The sequence below is a fragment of the Speluncibacter jeojiensis genome (genome assembly GCF_029589495.1).
Taxonomy (GTDB): domain Bacteria; phylum Actinomycetota; class Actinomycetes; order Mycobacteriales; family Mycobacteriaceae; genus Speluncibacter; species Speluncibacter jeojiensis.
Map to the genome: position 1 here is coordinate 296,049 of NZ_JAAIVF010000002.1, position 16,733 is coordinate 312,781.

The 16,733-nt window shown below is 69.1% G+C and carries 17 protein-coding genes; 8 read left to right on the top strand and 9 right to left on the bottom strand.

Going from position 1 to position 16,733, the window contains the following annotated elements; translation table 11 throughout:
• Positions 1-176 precede the first annotated feature (176 nt).
• Positions 177-875: a hypothetical protein gene (locus G4X40_RS08585; RefSeq protein WP_277831708.1), complete on the bottom strand. Its 699-nt coding sequence runs from the start codon at positions 873-875 to the stop codon at positions 177-179.
• A 375-nt stretch (positions 876-1,250) separates the two neighbouring features.
• Positions 1,251-1,904, bottom strand: coding sequence for a hypothetical protein (locus tag G4X40_RS08590; protein WP_277831710.1), 654 nt, complete (start codon positions 1,902-1,904; stop codon positions 1,251-1,253).
• A gap of 521 nt (positions 1,905-2,425) precedes the next feature.
• Between G4X40_RS08590 and G4X40_RS08595 the strand changes: the two genes are divergently transcribed.
• The 3 genes from G4X40_RS08595 to G4X40_RS08605 all read left to right on the top strand — a co-directional run bounded on the left by G4X40_RS08595 (position 2,426) and on the right by G4X40_RS08605 (position 6,556).
• Positions 2,426-5,449, top strand: coding sequence for a (Fe-S)-binding protein (locus G4X40_RS08595; RefSeq protein ID WP_277831712.1), 3,024 nt, complete (start codon positions 2,426-2,428; stop codon positions 5,447-5,449).
• Positions 5,450-6,044: 595 nt separating this feature from the next.
• Positions 6,045-6,167 carry a hypothetical protein gene (locus G4X40_RS08600; protein ID WP_277831714.1) on the top strand — a complete coding sequence of 41 codons (123 nt, stop codon included), beginning with the start codon at positions 6,045-6,047 and terminating at the stop codon, positions 6,165-6,167.
• Positions 6,168-6,424: 257 nt separating this feature from the next.
• Positions 6,425-6,556: a hypothetical protein gene (locus tag G4X40_RS08605; protein ID WP_277831716.1), complete on the top strand. Its 132-nt coding sequence runs from the start codon at positions 6,425-6,427 to the stop codon at positions 6,554-6,556.
• A gap of 105 nt (positions 6,557-6,661) precedes the next feature.
• Here the strand turns inward: G4X40_RS08605 and G4X40_RS08610 are convergent, their stop codons facing one another.
• Positions 6,662-7,048, bottom strand: coding sequence for an MmcQ/YjbR family DNA-binding protein (locus tag G4X40_RS08610; RefSeq protein ID WP_277831718.1), 387 nt, complete (start codon positions 7,046-7,048; stop codon positions 6,662-6,664).
• Between the two features lie 50 nt (positions 7,049-7,098).
• Positions 7,099-7,608: a DinB family protein gene (locus tag G4X40_RS08615; protein WP_277831720.1), complete on the bottom strand. Its 510-nt coding sequence runs from the start codon at positions 7,606-7,608 to the stop codon at positions 7,099-7,101.
• Positions 7,609-7,704: 96 nt separating this feature from the next.
• Here G4X40_RS08615 and G4X40_RS08620 point away from each other — a divergent pair, with 96 nt between their 5' ends.
• Positions 7,705-8,661 carry a helix-turn-helix transcriptional regulator gene (locus G4X40_RS08620; RefSeq protein WP_277831722.1) on the top strand — a complete coding sequence of 319 codons (957 nt, stop codon included), beginning with the start codon at positions 7,705-7,707 and terminating at the stop codon, positions 8,659-8,661.
• Positions 8,662-8,904: 243 nt separating this feature from the next.
• On the top strand, positions 8,905-9,876 hold the full coding sequence (locus tag G4X40_RS08625) for a hypothetical protein (RefSeq protein ID WP_277831724.1): 972 nt from the start codon (positions 8,905-8,907) through the stop codon (positions 9,874-9,876).
• A gap of 90 nt (positions 9,877-9,966) precedes the next feature.
• Here the strand turns inward: G4X40_RS08625 and G4X40_RS08630 are convergent, their stop codons facing one another.
• The gene (locus G4X40_RS08630; RefSeq protein WP_277831727.1) at positions 9,967-10,995 is read right to left on the bottom strand and encodes a sulfate ABC transporter substrate-binding protein; all 1,029 of its coding nucleotides are present in this window, start codon (positions 10,993-10,995) and stop codon (positions 9,967-9,969) included.
• 97 nt (positions 10,996-11,092) lie between these two features.
• Positions 11,093-12,103 (bottom strand): cytochrome c oxidase assembly protein, encoded by a 1,011-nt coding sequence (locus G4X40_RS08635; RefSeq protein ID WP_277831729.1) that lies wholly within the window; start codon positions 12,101-12,103, stop codon positions 11,093-11,095.
• Between the two features lie 116 nt (positions 12,104-12,219).
• Here G4X40_RS08635 and G4X40_RS08640 point away from each other — a divergent pair, with 116 nt between their 5' ends.
• Genes G4X40_RS08640 through G4X40_RS08650 form a run of 3 tightly spaced genes read left to right on the top strand, consistent with a single transcriptional unit; the run spans position 12,220 to position 14,056 of the window.
• Entirely contained in the window at positions 12,220-12,708 is a 489-nt protein-coding gene (locus G4X40_RS08640) for a MarR family winged helix-turn-helix transcriptional regulator (RefSeq protein ID WP_277831731.1), read from the top strand.
• Positions 12,699-13,313 carry a COG4315 family predicted lipoprotein gene (locus G4X40_RS08645; RefSeq protein WP_277831732.1) on the top strand — a complete coding sequence of 205 codons (615 nt, stop codon included), beginning with the start codon at positions 12,699-12,701 and terminating at the stop codon, positions 13,311-13,313. Before G4X40_RS08640 ends, G4X40_RS08645 begins: the two co-directional genes overlap by 10 nt.
• Complete coding sequence (locus G4X40_RS08650; protein WP_277831734.1) at positions 13,310-14,056, top strand: hemerythrin domain-containing protein; 747 nt, start codon at positions 13,310-13,312, stop codon at positions 14,054-14,056. Before G4X40_RS08645 ends, G4X40_RS08650 begins: the two co-directional genes overlap by 4 nt.
• Before the next feature lie 16 nt (positions 14,057-14,072).
• On the opposite strand, the gene G4X40_RS08655 is transcribed toward G4X40_RS08650, so the two are convergent.
• From G4X40_RS08655 to mrf, 3 genes are read right to left on the bottom strand one after another with little or no spacing between them, the layout of a single operon-like run.
• Positions 14,073-15,209: a GTP-binding protein gene (locus G4X40_RS08655; RefSeq protein ID WP_277831736.1), complete on the bottom strand. Its 1,137-nt coding sequence runs from the start codon at positions 15,207-15,209 to the stop codon at positions 14,073-14,075.
• A complete protein-coding gene (rpmF, locus tag G4X40_RS08660; protein WP_277831738.1) occupies positions 15,206-15,379 on the bottom strand; it encodes a 50S ribosomal protein L32 in 174 nt (57 codons plus the stop codon). The genes G4X40_RS08655 and rpmF overlap by 4 nt, the downstream gene beginning before the upstream one ends.
• Positions 15,380-15,416: 37 nt before the next feature.
• Complete coding sequence (gene mrf, locus G4X40_RS08665; RefSeq protein WP_408642155.1) at positions 15,417-16,652, bottom strand: ribosome hibernation factor-recruiting GTPase MRF; 1,236 nt, start codon at positions 16,650-16,652, stop codon at positions 15,417-15,419.
• Between the last annotated feature and the right edge of the window lie 81 nt (positions 16,653-16,733).

Genomic DNA, 16,733 nt, shown 5'->3' on the forward strand with positions numbered 1-16,733 from the left:
GGAGTGTCGCCTACCCCAACCCACGCGTTACCTGCGGCAATCCCCTCGGCGATCTTAGACCTGCAACGTGACCCAGCCCACGTCAGGGCCGGTTTCCGCGCGCACGAAAGCGGCCCGGCCCCACATCATCGGGGGGTCGGGCCGCCGCGCCGTCGTGGATCGGGCGCCGTACCGGCTCAGGCGCCTGCCTTCACCGGGGCCGGCGGGGTGTTGATGTCGTTCATGAACTGGATGCCCGAGGCGACAGCGACCGGACCACCGATGAGGATGGTGCCGGCGAGTGCGCCGATGGGAGCACCGATGACGGCGCCGCCGATGCAGGTTCCGACTGCGGCCGGCAGTGCGACGATGGTGAACGCGGGAATCGCCCCACCGAGCAGGCATCCGCCGCCGGCCCCGACGATGGTGCCGATCAGGGTGCCCGTGGCCACACCGAGCGTCAGTTCGCTGTTCAGGTTGCTCAGCGCCTGGTTGAAGTTCGGGTTGGCGGTGGCGTCCACCTGGTGCAGGGGCAGCCCGGCCGCCCGGACAGGTCCGCCGGGGGTCAGGGTCGCGGTGTTGCCCTGGATCTTGGCGGCGATCGGCCAGCTCTTACCGTCCATGTTGTAGGTCAGTGGGACTCCGGCGACCAGCTTGCCCGAGGCGTCCAGTACCTGGAACTGGTTGCCGCGGGTGGTGAGCGAGCCGGCGTCGGTGGTCAGCACCACCGAGTGGTCCACGACGCTGGCCTTGTAGTGGATGCCCGGCAACACCTGGGTGCTGACGGTGCTGTTGTCCGGCGCCTGCGCTGCCGGCGCCGCATTCGCGGTGCCGTAGGTGATGCTCATGGCGGCGATGACCAGTGCGGAGGTCGCGGCGATCTTGCTGAACTTCATGGGCGGTCTCCCGATTCTCGTGTCTGCAGACCCACGCCCCGGCACGCCGACTCGCGTCGAGGGCCGCCATGGGTTCTGAACTGCGCAAAGCCCGGTGGAACCGGGCCGGCGAGAAGGAACATTAACCGCAAGATCGGGGCCGAAACCGCCCCAGCGCACGTCTTAATGACTTCGAAACGGCGTGCGCGGAATTGTTAATGTGACGGCAATGTACGAGTGACGCCGCGCTAACCGAGCCGCCGGGCCGGGTGGCTCACATCACATGAAACCGCTTGCGGGACACAGCTGTCGATCGGTACCGGCCCGTCTGACTCCAGACACGGCTGTGGCCCGCCTCCCTGTCGGAAGACGGGCCACAGCCGAGAACGTGTGGGACTAGCCCATCGTCTGGAAGTACTGAACCGCGCTCGCGATGAGGGCGGGGCCACCGACGATGATGGTGCCCGCGACGCCGCCGATGCCGGCGAGCGTGACCATGCCGGCCGGTCCGAGGGCAAGGCCGATCAGACCGCCGACGATGGTGCCGAGCAACCCGCCGACCGCGCTCGCCGCGCCGATCTGAGTCGTCAGCGTGGACAGCGCACTGTTCTGCTTCTGCTGCTGTTGCTGCTGCTGAGTCAGCTGCGCGTCGACCTGGTGAAGCGGCAGTGCCACCGGCTTGATCGGCGTTGCCGCCGCCTTGTTGAGGTTCGGCGTCAACGTCGCCTTGAGACCGTCAACCTTCGCGGAGATGGGGTACGCCAGGTCACCCTTGCGAATCGACAGCGGCACGGATTCGGTGACACGCTTCTGCGCATCGAGGATCTGCAGCTGCCCGTCCTTGACTGCCAGCGAGCCGGAGCTGGTGCGCAGCACCACCGAGCCGTTCTCGATGTTCGCGGTGTAGTAGATGCCCGGCAGCACCTGCGTCGCAGGCGGAGTGTGGCCCGGGGCATCGGTGTGGACCGGCGCGGCATTCGCGGTACCGGCGGCGACCCCGAGCGAGGCGATGGTCAGGACCGCAGTCGCGGCGAACTTCTTCAGCTTCATCGGTAGTACGTCCCGTTCCTGAGCGAGTGTGTCGATCGAACAGTGCATGCGCCCCCCCGGCTACCCGACTGTGACTCCGACCACCGGTTGTCGCGGTGAAGATGATAACGCAGCCATCTGACGTGGGTTACGTCCCGGTGAACTCTGTGAGAAGCCTGCCGGTATAAGCGCGGCCCGCCCGTCGGCAGCCGATGAACGCGATCAACGCGGATGCGCTGGGAATATCGGACGAAGTGCAGCCCCGGGTGCGGCAACGGCGCTCACCGCCCTTGTCCGACGAACGAAGGACAGGTCCCGAGTCGACTTAGGTTTGCCTATGCCTGCATTCGCGTAGGGCGGCCAATAAGGTGTGCCGGAGGGTGGGGACCCGCATGTCGCCATACAAGTGGCAAGATGAGCCCCAACCTGGACAGACGAGGAAGTTACCCGTCAGTAACCAATCGCTTGTTACCAGCGAGTAACATGGTACGACCGTCGCGACCGCTCGCGACCCGACAGCAGCCCCCAGGAAGGGGACCGACATGAATGCCACAACGATCACGTTGGGCACGATCGGCGTACTCATCAGCTTGGTGTGTTGGGCCGTGTTCTTCAGCGGGGTCTGGCGGATCATCGCGTCGATCCGCCTCGGCCAACGCGACGGAACCCGCAACGGGCCGTTCGTCCCGCGGCTGAGCCAGATGATCGTCGAGTTCCTCGGCCACACCAAGATGGTCAAGTTCCGCACGGTCGGCTGGGCGCACTGGCTGGTCATGATCGGCTTCATCCTCGGCTCACTGCTGTGGTTCGAGGCCTACGGCGAGACGTTCGACCCGCACTTCCACTGGCCGCTGTTCGGCGCCACCCATGTCTGGCTGTTCATCGCCGAACTGCTCGGCTGGGGCACCGTCATCGGCATCCTCGTGCTGATGGTGATCCGGCAGCTGAACCACCCGCGGGTCCCGGGCCGGATGTCGCGGTTCAGCGGATCCGTCTTCAGCGCCGCCTACTTCGTCGAGTGGGTCGTGCTGATCGAGGGCCTCGGCATGATCATGGTCAAGGCCGGCAAGATCTCCTCGGGCGTCGAGGAGCCGCCGATCTGGACCTCGTTCGGCACCCACTTCGTCGCCAAGGCACTGCCGGCGAGCCTGCTGATGGTCTCGATCTTCGCGCTGATCAAGCTGCTCTCCGGCATGATCTGGCTGTTCATGGTGGGCCGCAAGGTCACCTGGGGTGTCGCGTGGCACCGTCTGTCCGCGTTCTTCAACATCTACTTCAAGCGTGAGCTGGGCTCCAAGCGTGCGCTGGGTGCCGCCAAGCCGATGATGTCCGGCGGCAAGGTACTGGAGATGGAGGACGCCGACCCCGACGTCGACGCGTTCGGCGCCGGCAAGATCGAGGACTTCTCCTGGAAGGGCTGGCTGGACTTCACCACCTGCACCGAGTGCGGCCGCTGCCAGTCCCAGTGCCCCGCCTGGAACACCGGCAAGCCACTGTCGCCGAAGCTGCTGATCATGTCGCTGCGCGACCACGGCTTCGCCAAGGCCCCCTACCTGCTCGCCGGGGGCAAGACCGACATGGCCGGCGACGAGGTCGGATTGGTCGGCGCCGACGGCAAACCCGACGAAGCCGCTCTGGCGAAGATCCCCGCCGCCGCCCGCGCCGAGGCCGGTCGCAAGATGGTCGGCGAGTCCACCGAGATGGTCGACGGCGGCGAGCTGGCCCCGGTCATCGACTACGAGACCCTGTGGAGCTGCACCTCCTGCGGCGCATGCGTCGAGCAGTGCCCCGTCGACATCGAACACGTTGACCACATCATCGACATGCGCCGCTACCAGGTGCTCATCGAGTCGGAGTTCCCGTCCGAGCTCGCCGGACTGTTCAAGAACCTCGAGAACAAGGGCAACCCGTGGGGCCAGAACTCCAAGGACCGCATCAACTGGGTCAACGAGGTCGAGTTCGAGGTCCCCGTCTACGGCCGTGACGCCGACTCGTTCGACGGCTACGAGTACCTGTTCTGGGTCGGCTGCGCCGGCGCCTACGAGGACCGCGCCAAGAAGACCACCAAGGCGGTCGCCGAACTGCTCAACGTGGCCGCGGTGGACTACCTCGTGCTCGGCGAGGGCGAGACCTGCACCGGCGACTCGGCCCGCCGCGCGGGCAACGAGTTCCTGTTCCAGCAGCTCGCGATGCAGAACATCGAGACGTTCAACGATCTGTTCGACGGTGTCCCGCAGGAACGCCGCAAGATCGTGGTGACCTGTGCGCACTGCTTCAACGCCCTGTCGAACGAGTATCCGCAGGTCGGCGGCCACTACGAGGTCGTGCACCACACCCAGCTGCTCAACAAGCTGGTGCGCGACAAGCGGCTGATCCCCGTCGCCCCGGTCGAGGGCAGCGAACAGATCACCTACCACGACCCGTGCTTCCTGGGCCGGCACAACCAGGTCTACGACGCACCGCGTGAGCTGATCGGCGCCTCGGCGGCGACGCTGACCGAGATGCCCCGGCACGGCGAACGCTCCCTGTGCTGTGGTGCCGGTGGCGCACGCATGTGGATGGAAGAGAACATCGGCAAGCGCATCAACATCGAGCGGGTCGACGAGGCCCTCGACACGCTCGGCTCGGGCGCCACGACGCAGAAGATCGCCACCGGTTGCCCGTTCTGCCGCGTCATGCTCACCGACGGTGTGACCGCACGCCAGGAATCCGGTCAGGGCGAGGGTGTCGAGGTCGTCGACGTCGCCCAGCTGATCCTCGACGGAGTGCGCCGCGGCGGCGCTGTTCCGACCAAGGAACTCAAGAAGCAGCCCGCCAAACCGGCCGCCGAGCCCGCCGCCGCAGCGGCGACCGCGGTCGTCGAGACTGCGCCCGCCGCGACGCCCGCCGAGGAGGCACCGAAGGCGGCGGCCCCCAAGCCCGCCGTCAAGGGCCTGGGCATGGCCGGGGCCGCCAAGGCACCCGGCGGCGCGAAGGCGCCCGGTAAGGGCCTCGGTATGGCCGGCGGCGCCAAGGCACCCGGCGCCAAGGGTCTCGGGCTTGCGGGCGGCGCCAAGGCACCCGGCGCCAAGAAGGCGGCACCCGCAGCGCAGGCCCCCGCCGAGGCTCCCGCGACGGAAGCGCCGGCAGCCGAGACCCCGGCCAAGCCCGCGGGCCTGAGCGTCAAGGCCAAGGGCCTGGGCATGGCCGGCGGCGCCAAGGCACCCGGCGCGAAGAAGCCCGGTGCGCCGAAGACCGCGGCTCCGGCTGCTGAGCCCGCCCCGGAGGCAACTCCGGCAACCGAGGCACCCGCTGCCGAAGCTCCGGCCAAGCCCGCCGGATTGAGCGTCAAGGCCAAGGGCCTCGGCATGGCCGGCGGCGCCAAGGCGCCGGGCGCCCGGCGCTCGGCTCCGGCCGCGCCGAAGTCGGAGCCGGCACCGGAGGCTCCTGCAGCCGAGACGCCGGCGGCCGAGGCTCCGGAAGCCCCGACGACCGCGACACCGCAGGCCGACGACAAGCCGGCGCTGAGTGTCAAGCCGAAGGGGTTGGGCATGCGCGGTGGGGCGAAGCCCCCGGGCAAGCGCTGACGCCGAAGGTAGTGAGTCCGATGGCCCGTGCCGACCAGATGGTCGGCACGGGCCATCGGTCCGTTTTGCCCCGATTTCCTGTCAGTCGAGCAAAGGACAGTACACGGGGAGGGCTAACGGTCCGTCGGGCAGACCTGATATACAACGTGTGTCCGTTGGACGCGCCGTCGCGGCATTCGCCGCGCGGCACTTGCACACTGAGTGAAAAGGGGATTCCTGTGCTGCACCTCGTTGACGCCACCGACCCGTACGCCACCTGGCCCGCACTGCTGGCTGCGCTCGCCGCTGGCTCGAGCCAGAACGGCAGCAGCACCACCAAGGGCTGAGCAAGCGATCTCTTATGGCTCGCGACGGCACGTCCGTCGCGAGCCATAGTCGTTCCTACAGGCCGGCACCAGCGCCGACAGTCCGTCCCGTCTAATCTGATCCCTCGGGTCGGTTTCGAGATACCGGACATGTCGGCCGATCAGCGGACACCTGACACTGTGGACTGGCGCACGGACCGAGGCGTCTGTTAGATATCTAACGACCGCACGGACATCCTCGCAGCCATCACAGCGAGGTATGCACTCCTCACCCCCAGAAAGGGACTCACGTGTTCCAACTCTTCGCCGCCGCCCTCCCCACCAACGACGCCCAGGCCGCGCAGGCCGACCTTGCGATCCTGCTCGGGATGCTCACCTCCGGTTCGACCGCCGGTTCGAGCGCGTCGGCCTAGCAGCCACGACAGGCCAGCGCGGCCCGCGACGGAATCTCCGTCGCGGGCCGTCGTCGTATCCGGACTCTCTACCCACCGGCACCCGGCCCCCACATTGTGCGGACTGACGAAATCGATTCCGTATCCTCACAATTGACAGGCCTTTGCCTGTTGCAACAAGTCGGTGCGCTGCTATACACGACCGTGCGCTCGAACGGGGCGCGCCCGCGCGGCACTCGCCGTCCGGATATCGCACTCGACACGATTTGGGGAAGCCCGTGTTGCACCTCGTTGACACCACCACGACCACCACGACCGACTCGTCGCCGCTGGATCAGCTCGTGAAGATGATCTCCTCGGCCTCGGCCGGCGCCACCACCGGCCCGAACTTCACCGCCACCCAGGGCTGACGCCCGGGTTCCCCGCGTGGCCCACGACGGTTCTGTCCGTCGTGGGCCACTGCCATCTCTGCCATAGGCTCACCCCGTACTGCCCTTTGCCGAACGGGCACTAGCTCAATGCGCCGCGAGGTACTCCCGGGCCAGCCGCTTCGGCGCCCGGCACAGCCACGCCTCGACGATGACCTCCTCGAGCTCGTCGACCTCGATCTCGTCCAGCAGCACCAGCACCGCCGGATAGCCGTCGAAGTGCGGGACCGTGAAGTACACCCGCGGCGAGTCGGCGATCAGCGCCTCTTTCGCCCCGACATCGGGCACCCGCACCCCGAGGATCGGTCCGTCCGGCGCGGCGTCGCCCAGCGCCTCGAGGTCGGGCCGGTGCAGCGGCCGCTCCCATACGAACATCGCCTTGCGGACCCGCCAGGCGGTGTTCCCCCACGCGGTGCCCTCCTGCGCCTCCGGCAGCGCCAGCGCGATGCGTCGCACGTCGTCCCAGGTCGCCATCGCCCGAACCTAACGTGAGTCGGCCGTCGGCGCTGCCCACTCGGGGCGGTTCACCCCATCGTCTTCTGGCCGTCGATGGCCTCGCGGATGATGTCGGCGTGCCCGGCGTGCTGCGCGGTCTCGGCCAGAATGTGCAGCAACACCTTCCGCGCGGACCATTCGACGCCCTTCTCGAACCACGGCGCCTCGGGAAGCGGTTGCACCACATCGAGGCTCGGGAGCCCGTGCACCAGCTCCTCGGTCTCGCGGGCCGCCGCCGCGTAGTCGTCGAGCAGGTCGGCCAGCGTCTCGCCGTCGCCCATGTGGAAGTCGGCCATGTGCTGATTCATGGATTCCTCGTCGAACGGCATCGCCGAGGGCCCCTCCACGATGAACCGCGCCCAGCTCCGTTCGACCGCGGTGACGTGCTTGATCAGTCCGCCGATGGTCAGTTCGCTGGTGGTGCTGCGCGTGGTCGCCTGCTCGTCGGTGAGGCCTTGGGCGGTGTACCGCAGGAACCGGCGGCTGCCGGCGATGCTCGCGAGGAGGTCGGTGCGCTCGTCGATCGTCGTCGTGGTCATGCTGGGCTCCTTCTCGGACCGGGAATCACTGTCGAGAACCACGCTAGAAGGCAATGGTGTCAGTTTCTGTCCTCAATGTGCGGCAAACTCGAAATCATGGCGAACACGAGCTCGCGCACGCTCCGGCTGCTGTCGCTGCTACAGACCCACCGGTACTGGCCGGGAGCGGAGCTGGCCGAGCGCCTCGAGGTGTCGGTGCGCACGCTGCGCCGCGACGTCGACCGGCTGCGCGAGCTCGGCTACCCGGTGCAGGCCCAGCCCGGCGTCGACGGCGGATACCAGTTGGCGCCCGGCGCCGCGCTGCCGCCGCTGGTGCTCGACGACGACGAGGCGGTCGCGCTGGCCGTCGGACTGCTCACCGCCGCGCAGAGTCCGGTCGCCGGCACCGCCGAGTCGTCGGTGCGCGCGCTCGCGAAAGTCGTTGCGGTGATGCCGAAACGCCTGCGGCGACGGGTCGACGCGCTGCGGTCGTCGACCGAATCCACGTGGAGCGGACCCGGCCCGACCGTCGATCCCGGCGTGCTGACCACCGTCGCCCAGGCCTGCCGCGACACCGAGCGGGTCGAGTTCGACTACACCGCAGCGGACGGGACCGCGCTGCGCCGGAAGGTCGAGCCGCTGCGCCTGGTCTCGCTGGGCCGGCGCTGGTATCTGGTCGGCTACGACCTGATTCGAAACGATTGGCGCACTTTCCGTCTGGACAGGCTGACTGCACCCTCACCGACCGGTGCCCGGTTCGCCCCGCGCCGCCTGCCCGCCGCCGATGCCGCCGCGTTCGTCCGTTCGCGGTTCGCGACGATGCCCCGCGCGCACCTGGTGACGGCCTGGGTGGAGGCACCCGCCGAGCAGGTGCGCGCGAAGCTCGGCCGTTGGGCGACCGTCGACGACGGCGAGCGGCGGTGCCGCGTGCGCATCGACGCCGACTCGTTCGACTGGGCAGCCCTGGCGCTCGGCACCGTCGGCGCGCCCTTCCGCGTCGAGGGGCCACCCGAGTTCGTCGCCCTGCTGCGCGACTGGTCCGCGCGCTTCGCCGACGCCGCGGGTGATGCCTGAAGCTGCCGCTGCGGCGCTGTCCCCACTTCCCGCGGCCCGCGCCGTCCGTCTCCCGACCTCGCACAGCCCGCGTGCACCTCGCACAGCCCCGGCATCGTGCGAAGCGCACCCGCGGCATGCGAAGTCGCGGCACAGCGTGGGGTCGGACAGGCCTGCCGCCGCATCTGTCCACACCCTCTTCGCTTCTCCACAGAGTGCCGTTACGCCACCGGCCGAACCGGTCCGCCCCTGCACACTCGCATCATGTCGACCGACCGCGTCATCCACCGCGCCGAGGCACTGCGCCGTGGGCACACCGACGAGGAGATCCGCCGCCTCTGCACCACGGGAGCCTGGACCCGGCTTCGCAGGGGTGTCTACCTGCTGGGCGAGGACTCGGCCGAGGACCGCAGCGCACGACACCGCCATCTGATCCAGGCCACCGCCGAATGCGTCTGCGACCGCACCGTCATCAGCCACGCCTCAGCTGCGATACTGCACGGATTCGATCTGTGGGCCACAGACTTACGCCGCGTGCACCTGACCCGCGACCGCACCCATGGAGCGCGGACGAACCCGCTGGTCCACGTGCACTCCGCGCCTATCGATGCCGACGAGATCTGCGAGGTCGGCGGCCTGCGGGTGACGACGCCGGCCCGCACCCTCGCCGACCTGTCCCGCACGCTGTCGTTCGAACAGGCGGTGGTCGTAGGGGACAGCGCACTGCATCGCACGAAACTGACGAAGGACGAAGCCCGGCAGGCACTGCGGGCGCGACCGCGCCGACCCGGCAACGTGCGGGCCGCGCGTGCAATCGAGTTCCTGGACGACCGCAGCGAGGGTGTCGGCGAGTCGCGCAGCCGGGTCCGACTGCACCTCAGCGGCATCACCGACCTGGAACTGCAGCAGAATTTCCTCTCGCCGGATGGCATCTACCTGGGGCGCACGGACTTCTTCGACCCCACGCACGGCGTCATCGGCGAGTTCGACGGCAAGGTCAAGTACGGCAAGTACCTCAAGCCCGGCCAGGACCCCGGCGACGCGGTGTTCCTGGAGAAGCAGCGCGAGGACGCCCTGCGCGACGCGGGTTTCGAGGTCGTGCGCTGGATCTGGCGCGAACTCGACGACATGGCGGCGGTGGCGCTGCGCTTCCGGCGCGCTCGGGCTCGCGCGCACGCCCATCGTCCCGACCTCACACATTGCGCGTGCACCTCACGCACCAACGGGGTCATGTGAGATGCACGCGCGCTGTGCGAAGTGCGGATTCGGGCGATCGCGGGCGATCGCGGGCGATCGCGGGCGGCCGACGCGACCGCACCGCACCCGCTACCCCGTCGCGCCGGAGTAGATGCGGCTGATCGTGCCGTTGGCCTTGTCGAACAGTTCGGCGTCGACGCGCTGCCACCCGCCCAGGTCGGCGACAGTCCAGAGCTTCTGCGCCGCCGGGAAGACGTCGGTGAACTCCCCCGCGACCGCCGGGTCGACGGGCCGGAACCCGTTCTGCGCCCACAACCGCTGGGCGTCCGGCGTGTAGAGGTAGTCGACGAACGATCTCGCCTGCGCCAGGACCGCCGACTTCTTCAGCACCGCAACGGGATTCTCGATCTTGAAGTTGACCGGCGGGTCGACGTAGTCGACGTCCTTGCCCGCCCGGACCGTGAACAGCGCCTCGTTCTCGTAGCTGATCAGCACGTCGCCGGAGCCCTGCAGGAACAGGTCGGTCGCGTCCCGACCGGACGTCGGCCGGGTCTTGATGTGCTCGGTGACCAGCTTGCGCACGAAGTCCAGCCCCGCCTGCGGGTCCGCTCCGCCGTCGCTCTTGGCGGCATACGGCGCCAGCAGGTTCCACTTCGCCGATCCGGAGCTGAGCGGGTTCGGACTGATCACCTCGACGCCCGGCTTGAGCAGATCGTCCCAATCGTGGATGTTCTTCGGGTTGCCCTTGCGGACCACCAGCGACACCACCGAGCCGAACGGGATGCCCTGGTGCGCATCCTTGTTCCACGCGGGATCGACCAGACCGGCCTTGACCAGCCGGGTCACGTCGGGCTCGACGGAGAACGACACCACGTCCGCCTCCAGGCCCTGCGTGACCTTGCGGGACTGGTCGCCGGAGGCGCCGTAGGACGTGGTGAAGTCGACGCCGCGGCCCGCATCGGTGCCGCCGAACGCCTTGATGACGTCGGCGAATCCCTGCTGTGGCACCGAATAACCGACCAGCGCCACCTCGTTCGCGCCGCCCCCGGACGAGCCGCAGGCGCCGAGCGTGAGCGTCGCGGCGAGCGCGGCCGATCCGAGAGCGAGTGCGCGGCGGAGGCCGGGGCGTCGGCGAACGGGTGGGCGGTCGGCAGTCATGGTCTTCCCCTCGATGCGGGACACACGTCGTGTGTCGGTCGCTCGAAAGTGTGCCCACCGAAACGCCGGTCGCCCAGGGTTTGGCTCGCGACGATTCTCAGTCCCGCTCGGCGTCCCTCGGCTTCGGTGGGAGTCCGTGCATGGCGGCCAGTCTCGCGTTGTAGGCGTCGAGCGCGGACTGCTCGTCGTCGATATCCATGTCGGCGTCACCGCCCGCCGCATCCCCGACTGCCGTGTCCCCCAGCGTCGCCTGCCGCCGGATGCCGTCGAGCCACGGTCCGAGGCTGTGCATACCGTTTCCGGAGCGGATCATCTGGAAGCCGACGACCACCATCAGCACCATCATCAGGCCGTCGCCCGCAAACCACATGATCGCGCCCGCCGCGCTCTGATCGGACAGCGGCGACGGCCCCCAGCCCATCATCCGGCCCTCCGCGAACGCCGGGGCCAGTACCTTGTCGGTCATCATCAGCGTGACGCCGACGAGTGTGTCCGGCCCCATGGTCAGGCCCAGCACGCCGATCCGCAGCGGGTACGCGAGCGTGCGTCCGATCAACTCGTCGCCGATCAGCGGCAGGAACAGCAGGTAGCCGCTGACCAGGTACAGCACCAACTCGAGGTCGTGCAGCCACATGTTCTGCAGCATCGCCTGCTGGAACCCGGTCAGGTGGGTCGTCACGATCACCGCCGTGTACAGCGGGACAGTCAGCGCCGGCGACGTCAGGTAGCGCCACACCTTGCTGCCGACCACGCGGTCGACGGCCGACCGCATGCGCGCGCCGCCGCCGTCGCGTAGCAGCCGGATCGGCTGTGCCGCAACGAGGAACGCCGGAGCGACCATGATCATCAGCAGGTGCACGATCATATGAACCCAGAACAGCACCATCGAATACCGCGCCAGCGCGCTGTTGAGCGCGAGCACCAGCACGACCATCGCGGCGACCCAGCACAGCGTGCGCCAGATCGACCAGTGCCCGCCCGACCGCCGCAGCCGCACCACCAGCACCGCATAGCCGATGGTCGCGAGGGCCATCAGCACCCCCGGAATCGGGGTCGCCGTCCACGAGGTCGGCACCGACGACCAGGTCGGAGCCGGTATGCCCGTCATGTTCACGCTGACCTCCAGGTGCCGCGTCGCCGGCCGGGCAGCCGACGAACCTCGCCTTGGCAGTATGCAATAGTTGCCGTGGCGTTGATTATCCAGCACGCCCGGAAGGATCCGCAGTGAGTGCCACCGAAGCCCAGGCCGAGGACACCGTCGACGCGATCGCCGACGCCCTGCTCACCGCGTCGCGACTGCTGGTGTCGATCTCCGCGCGGTCCATCACCGAGGTCGACGACGCGTTGACCATCGCGCAGTTCCGCACCCTCGTGCTGCTGGACAGTCGCGGCCCCACGAACCTGGCCACCCTGGCCCAGCGTCTGGACGTGCGTCCGTCGACGATCACCCGCATGGTCGACCGGTTGGTCGCCGCGGGACTGGTCGACCGCACCCGCAGCGAGCGGTCCCGGCGCGAACTGACGGTCGCGCTCACCCGCCGCGGCCTGGCCGTCGTCCGTGAGGCCACCGAACGCAGGCGCGTGCAGATCGGCGCGGTGGTTGCGCAGATGCCGCCCGAGCAACGCGTCGGGCTGATCCGCGCGCTGACGGCCTTCACGGCGGCGGGCGGCGAACCCGCCGCGGCGCGCAGCGAGGAGGAGTCGTGGTCGTGAACATCGCCCGCCGGCGCCGGACCGCCGGTGCGGCGTTCGCCGCGCTGGCCGCGGCGACCGCGGTGGCCGGTTGCGCGGGCAACTCATCCGCGACGGGCGGCCAACCGATGCCGTTGGTGCCGCCGAAGGCCGGACCGGTCACCGTCGACGCCCACACCGTCCCGGGACTGGGCCCGATCCTGGTCGACGCCAACGGCTACACGCTCTACACCTTCCCGCCCGACGACCGGCAGATCGTCAGCTGCACCGGGGCCTGCCAGGGCAGCTGGCCGCCGGTCCGGCTGACCGGAAGTGTTGCGCCGCAGTCGGGTCACGGCGTCAACCCGGCGCTGCTCGGGTCACTGCCCGACCCCACCGACGGCGGCCGGGTCGCGACCTACAACGGCTGGCCGCTGTACGCCTATGCCGGCGATGTCGAGCCCGGACAGCTCAACGGCCAGGGCCTGAACCTCAACGGCGACGAGTGGTACGTCATCGGCACGGACGGCGTGGTCATCGTGCCGCCGGGCCAGGTCGGCCACGACACCGCGACCGGCGACGCCGGACCACAGGGCGACGCGATGGCCGGTCCCGGCATGTCGGCGATGACGGGAGGCAAGCCGTGAACGAGGGGTTCAGCCGGCGGGCGCTGCTGCTCGGCGGCATGGGGGTCGCCGGCCTGGCCGTCGGCGCCGGCACCGCGGAGGCGATCGACCGGTCGACGACAAGTGAACCTGCGCCGGAACAGATTCCGGTCACCGAGGACCTGATGACCGACCACGGGATGCTCAAGCGGATCCTGCTGGTCTACCGCGAATGCGTGCGCCGACTCGGCAGCGGTGAGGACCTCGACCCGGCGCCGCTGTTCCACTCCGCCCAGGTGGTGCACGACTACATCGAGGGCTTCCACGAGGGCGTCGAGGAGGGCTACGTGTTCCCGCGCCTGCTGCGTGCGCACACGCTCACCAGCACAGTGGAAACGCTTCTGACCCAGCATGATCGAGGACGAAAGCTGACGATCCAGATCATCGACGCCTCGACGCTGATGAAGATGAACGGCATGCCCGCGGCGCCGGGCTTCGCCACCGCCCAGGCGCGTACTGCGCTCGCGACCACGTTGACCCGGTTCATCGACATGTACGAGCCGCACGAGGCCCGCGAGGACACCGAGATCTTCCCCGCACTGCGCCGCGTCACCTCACCGGGCGAGTTCGCCGCGATCTCCCGCGCGGTCGCCGACGACGAGCGCCGACGTTACGGCAGCGACCCGTTGTCGGCGTTCCTCGGCGAGATCGGCGGCATCGAAACACAACTCGGAATCCACGACCTCGCCAAGTTCACCCCGCCGGACCCCGATCCCCGTCCCTGACGTCCCCGTCCCCTGCTCAGAGGTGGTCGTGCGCGGCGTTGCCCTCGGGGAAGGGGTGAGGCCAGGTGCGCCAGAGCTCCGGGCCGGCGGCGTACTCGTCGTCGGTGACCAGCGCGGCATCGAGCTCGGACCGCAGTGCGTCGGCGTCGAGCCTGACGCCGATGAACACAACCTCCTGGCCCGGCGTGACGCCGTCCGGCAGTGGCGGGGCGGGTTCGAAGGTGAGGGTCGGGCCGGCCTGTGACCAGATGACCGGCTGCTCAGGACGGCTCGCGATCCAGCAGAAGCCCTTGCTGCGCAACAAGCTCCGAAGCGAGTCCAGGGCGTCTTCGAGCCGATCGGGATGGAAGGGCCGGTCGGCGCGGTAGGTGAAACTCGCGATGCCGTACTCCTCGGTCTCGGGGGTGTGGCCACCGGCGAGCTCCTGGTCCCAGCCTGGGCTGGACGAGGCGGTGAGCGGATCGTAGCGGCCGGTGTCGAGCACCTCCCCCAGGTCGACCGCACCCTGGGCGACGCGCAGCAGTCGGGCGCTCGGATTGAGCCGTCGCAGTGTCGTTTCGACCGCACCGGCGGCCGAGGAACTGACCAGATCGGTCTTGCTCACCAGAATCACGTCGGCGAACTCGACCTGGTCGACGATCAGATCGGAGATCGTGCGGTGGTCGCCGGCGCCGGCCTCGAGTCGCCGCTCGGCGAGGGACTGCCCGGCGACGAGTTCCCGCAGGAACGTCGAGGCGTCGACGACGGTGACCGTTGTGTCGAGCCGCGCAACCTGGCTCAGGCTGAACCCGTCGTCGAACTCCCAGTCGAAGGTCGCCGCCACCGGCATCGGCTCGGAGATGCCGGTCGATTCGATGACGAGCAGGTCGAATCGTCCTGCAGCGGCGAGCTTTGCGACCGATTCGATCAGATCCTCACGCAGCGTGCAGCAGATGCAACCGTTGGTCAGTTCGACCAGCCGCTCCTCGGTGCGGTCGAGGTGGCCCTGGCCCGCCACCAGCGCCGCATCGATGTTGACCTCGCTCATGTCGTTGACGATCACGGCCACCCGCAGCCCATCCCGATTGGCCAGGATGTGGTTGAGCAGGGTCGTCTTGCCGGCGCCGAGGAACCCGGACAGCACCGTCACCGGCAGCAGGTCGGCGGCGGTCATCGACGGCCCACCTGGACCAGCCCGCGTCGCACGGCGGGGACCAGATACGGCGGCACGTGGTGCACCTCTCCGTCGACGACGACGCGCACCAACTGGGGTACCTCGGCTTTCCACTGAGCTCGGCGGTGCCGGGTGCGGGCGCGGGACTTGCGGCGCTTGGGAACTGCCATCGTCAGGCTCCGTTCGGGCGGCGTCGGATTGCGGTCGTCATGCGTGTTGTTCTCCTTCTCCCCGCTGCGGGGCATGGGGTGTTGCGGGGTTCTCGCAGGGGTCGGTGTGCCAGTTGCCGAACGGGTCCGACCACGACTGCCACGATTCGGGCGCGGCCCACTCCTCGTCGGTGACCAGTGCCCACCGCAGTGCGCGGCTGATCTCGTCGGGGTCCGCGGCATGGACGAGGACCACCATCGCGCAGTGCCGGTCGCCGAAGTCGGGATCCCACCGCAGCGACGCAAAGGCCAGACGGTCGGGATCGACGTCGGCGCGCTCATGCTCGGTCATCGCGGCGATCCACTTGTCGGACAGCCCGATTCCCAGGCCCTCGCCCGCCGATTCGAGCCAGAGCACGTGGTCTGGCTCGGTGGCTAGCCAGATGCGTCCGCGGGCGGTGATGACGCCGTCGAGCAGCGTGTCGATGGCCTCGTGCAGCCGTTGCGGATGGAAGGGCCGTTCGGCGTCGAACTCGACCACGACCACACCGGCATCCGCCTCCAGCGGCGGGCACCCGCGCAGCAACGAGGCGTGCGGGTCGAACTGGCGCCGGCGGCCCGCCCCCGAGACCGACTCGAGCAACGACTCGACGTCGGGGCCTACATCACCGGTCCACTGGATCGCCGCGGTGGGCGACAGCCTCGCCAGAACCGCTGCCAGCCGGGCGGTCTCGAGCGGATCGGTGCTGCCGAACACCACCATCGCATCGGCGTGTTCGGCCTGCCCGATCGTCACCTGCGCCACGGTTCTCTCGTCGTCGGCGATGACGAGCCGCTCCGCGACCGTCTCGTCGCCGCCCGCGTCGGCAAGCCACGACGCGGCGTCGATCGCGGTGATCACCGCCTCGACCCGGACATCCCGGCCGGCGGGCGCGTCGACACGGCCGACGATCCCCGTCACCGAGATCTCGTCGATCGCCCGGCACACCGCCTCCGGCTCGAACGCCGGATCCAGGAGCAGCACGATCCGCGACACGCCGTCGCGCGCGGAGAGCCGGCGCAGCAGCGGCAGCACATCCTTGCGCAGGGTGCACGACACGCAGCCGTGCGCCAGTTCGAGCGCCTCCAGCCACTGGTCGTCGCCCCTGGTCACCGTCCGGGTGATCACACCCTCGCCCAGCAGCGCGAGATCGTGGCGGACCAGTACCGTTTCCGGCCCTCGCAGCGTATTGCCTATCGCGGCGACCCCGCCCGCGCCGCCCGCAACCACGATCAGCGGTGTTCTCGAATCCACCAGCATCCTTTCGACAACGATTTTCAATAAGACCCGACCGAGCGTACAGTCCGGAACCGTCCTTGTCGAAAATGAATGTCA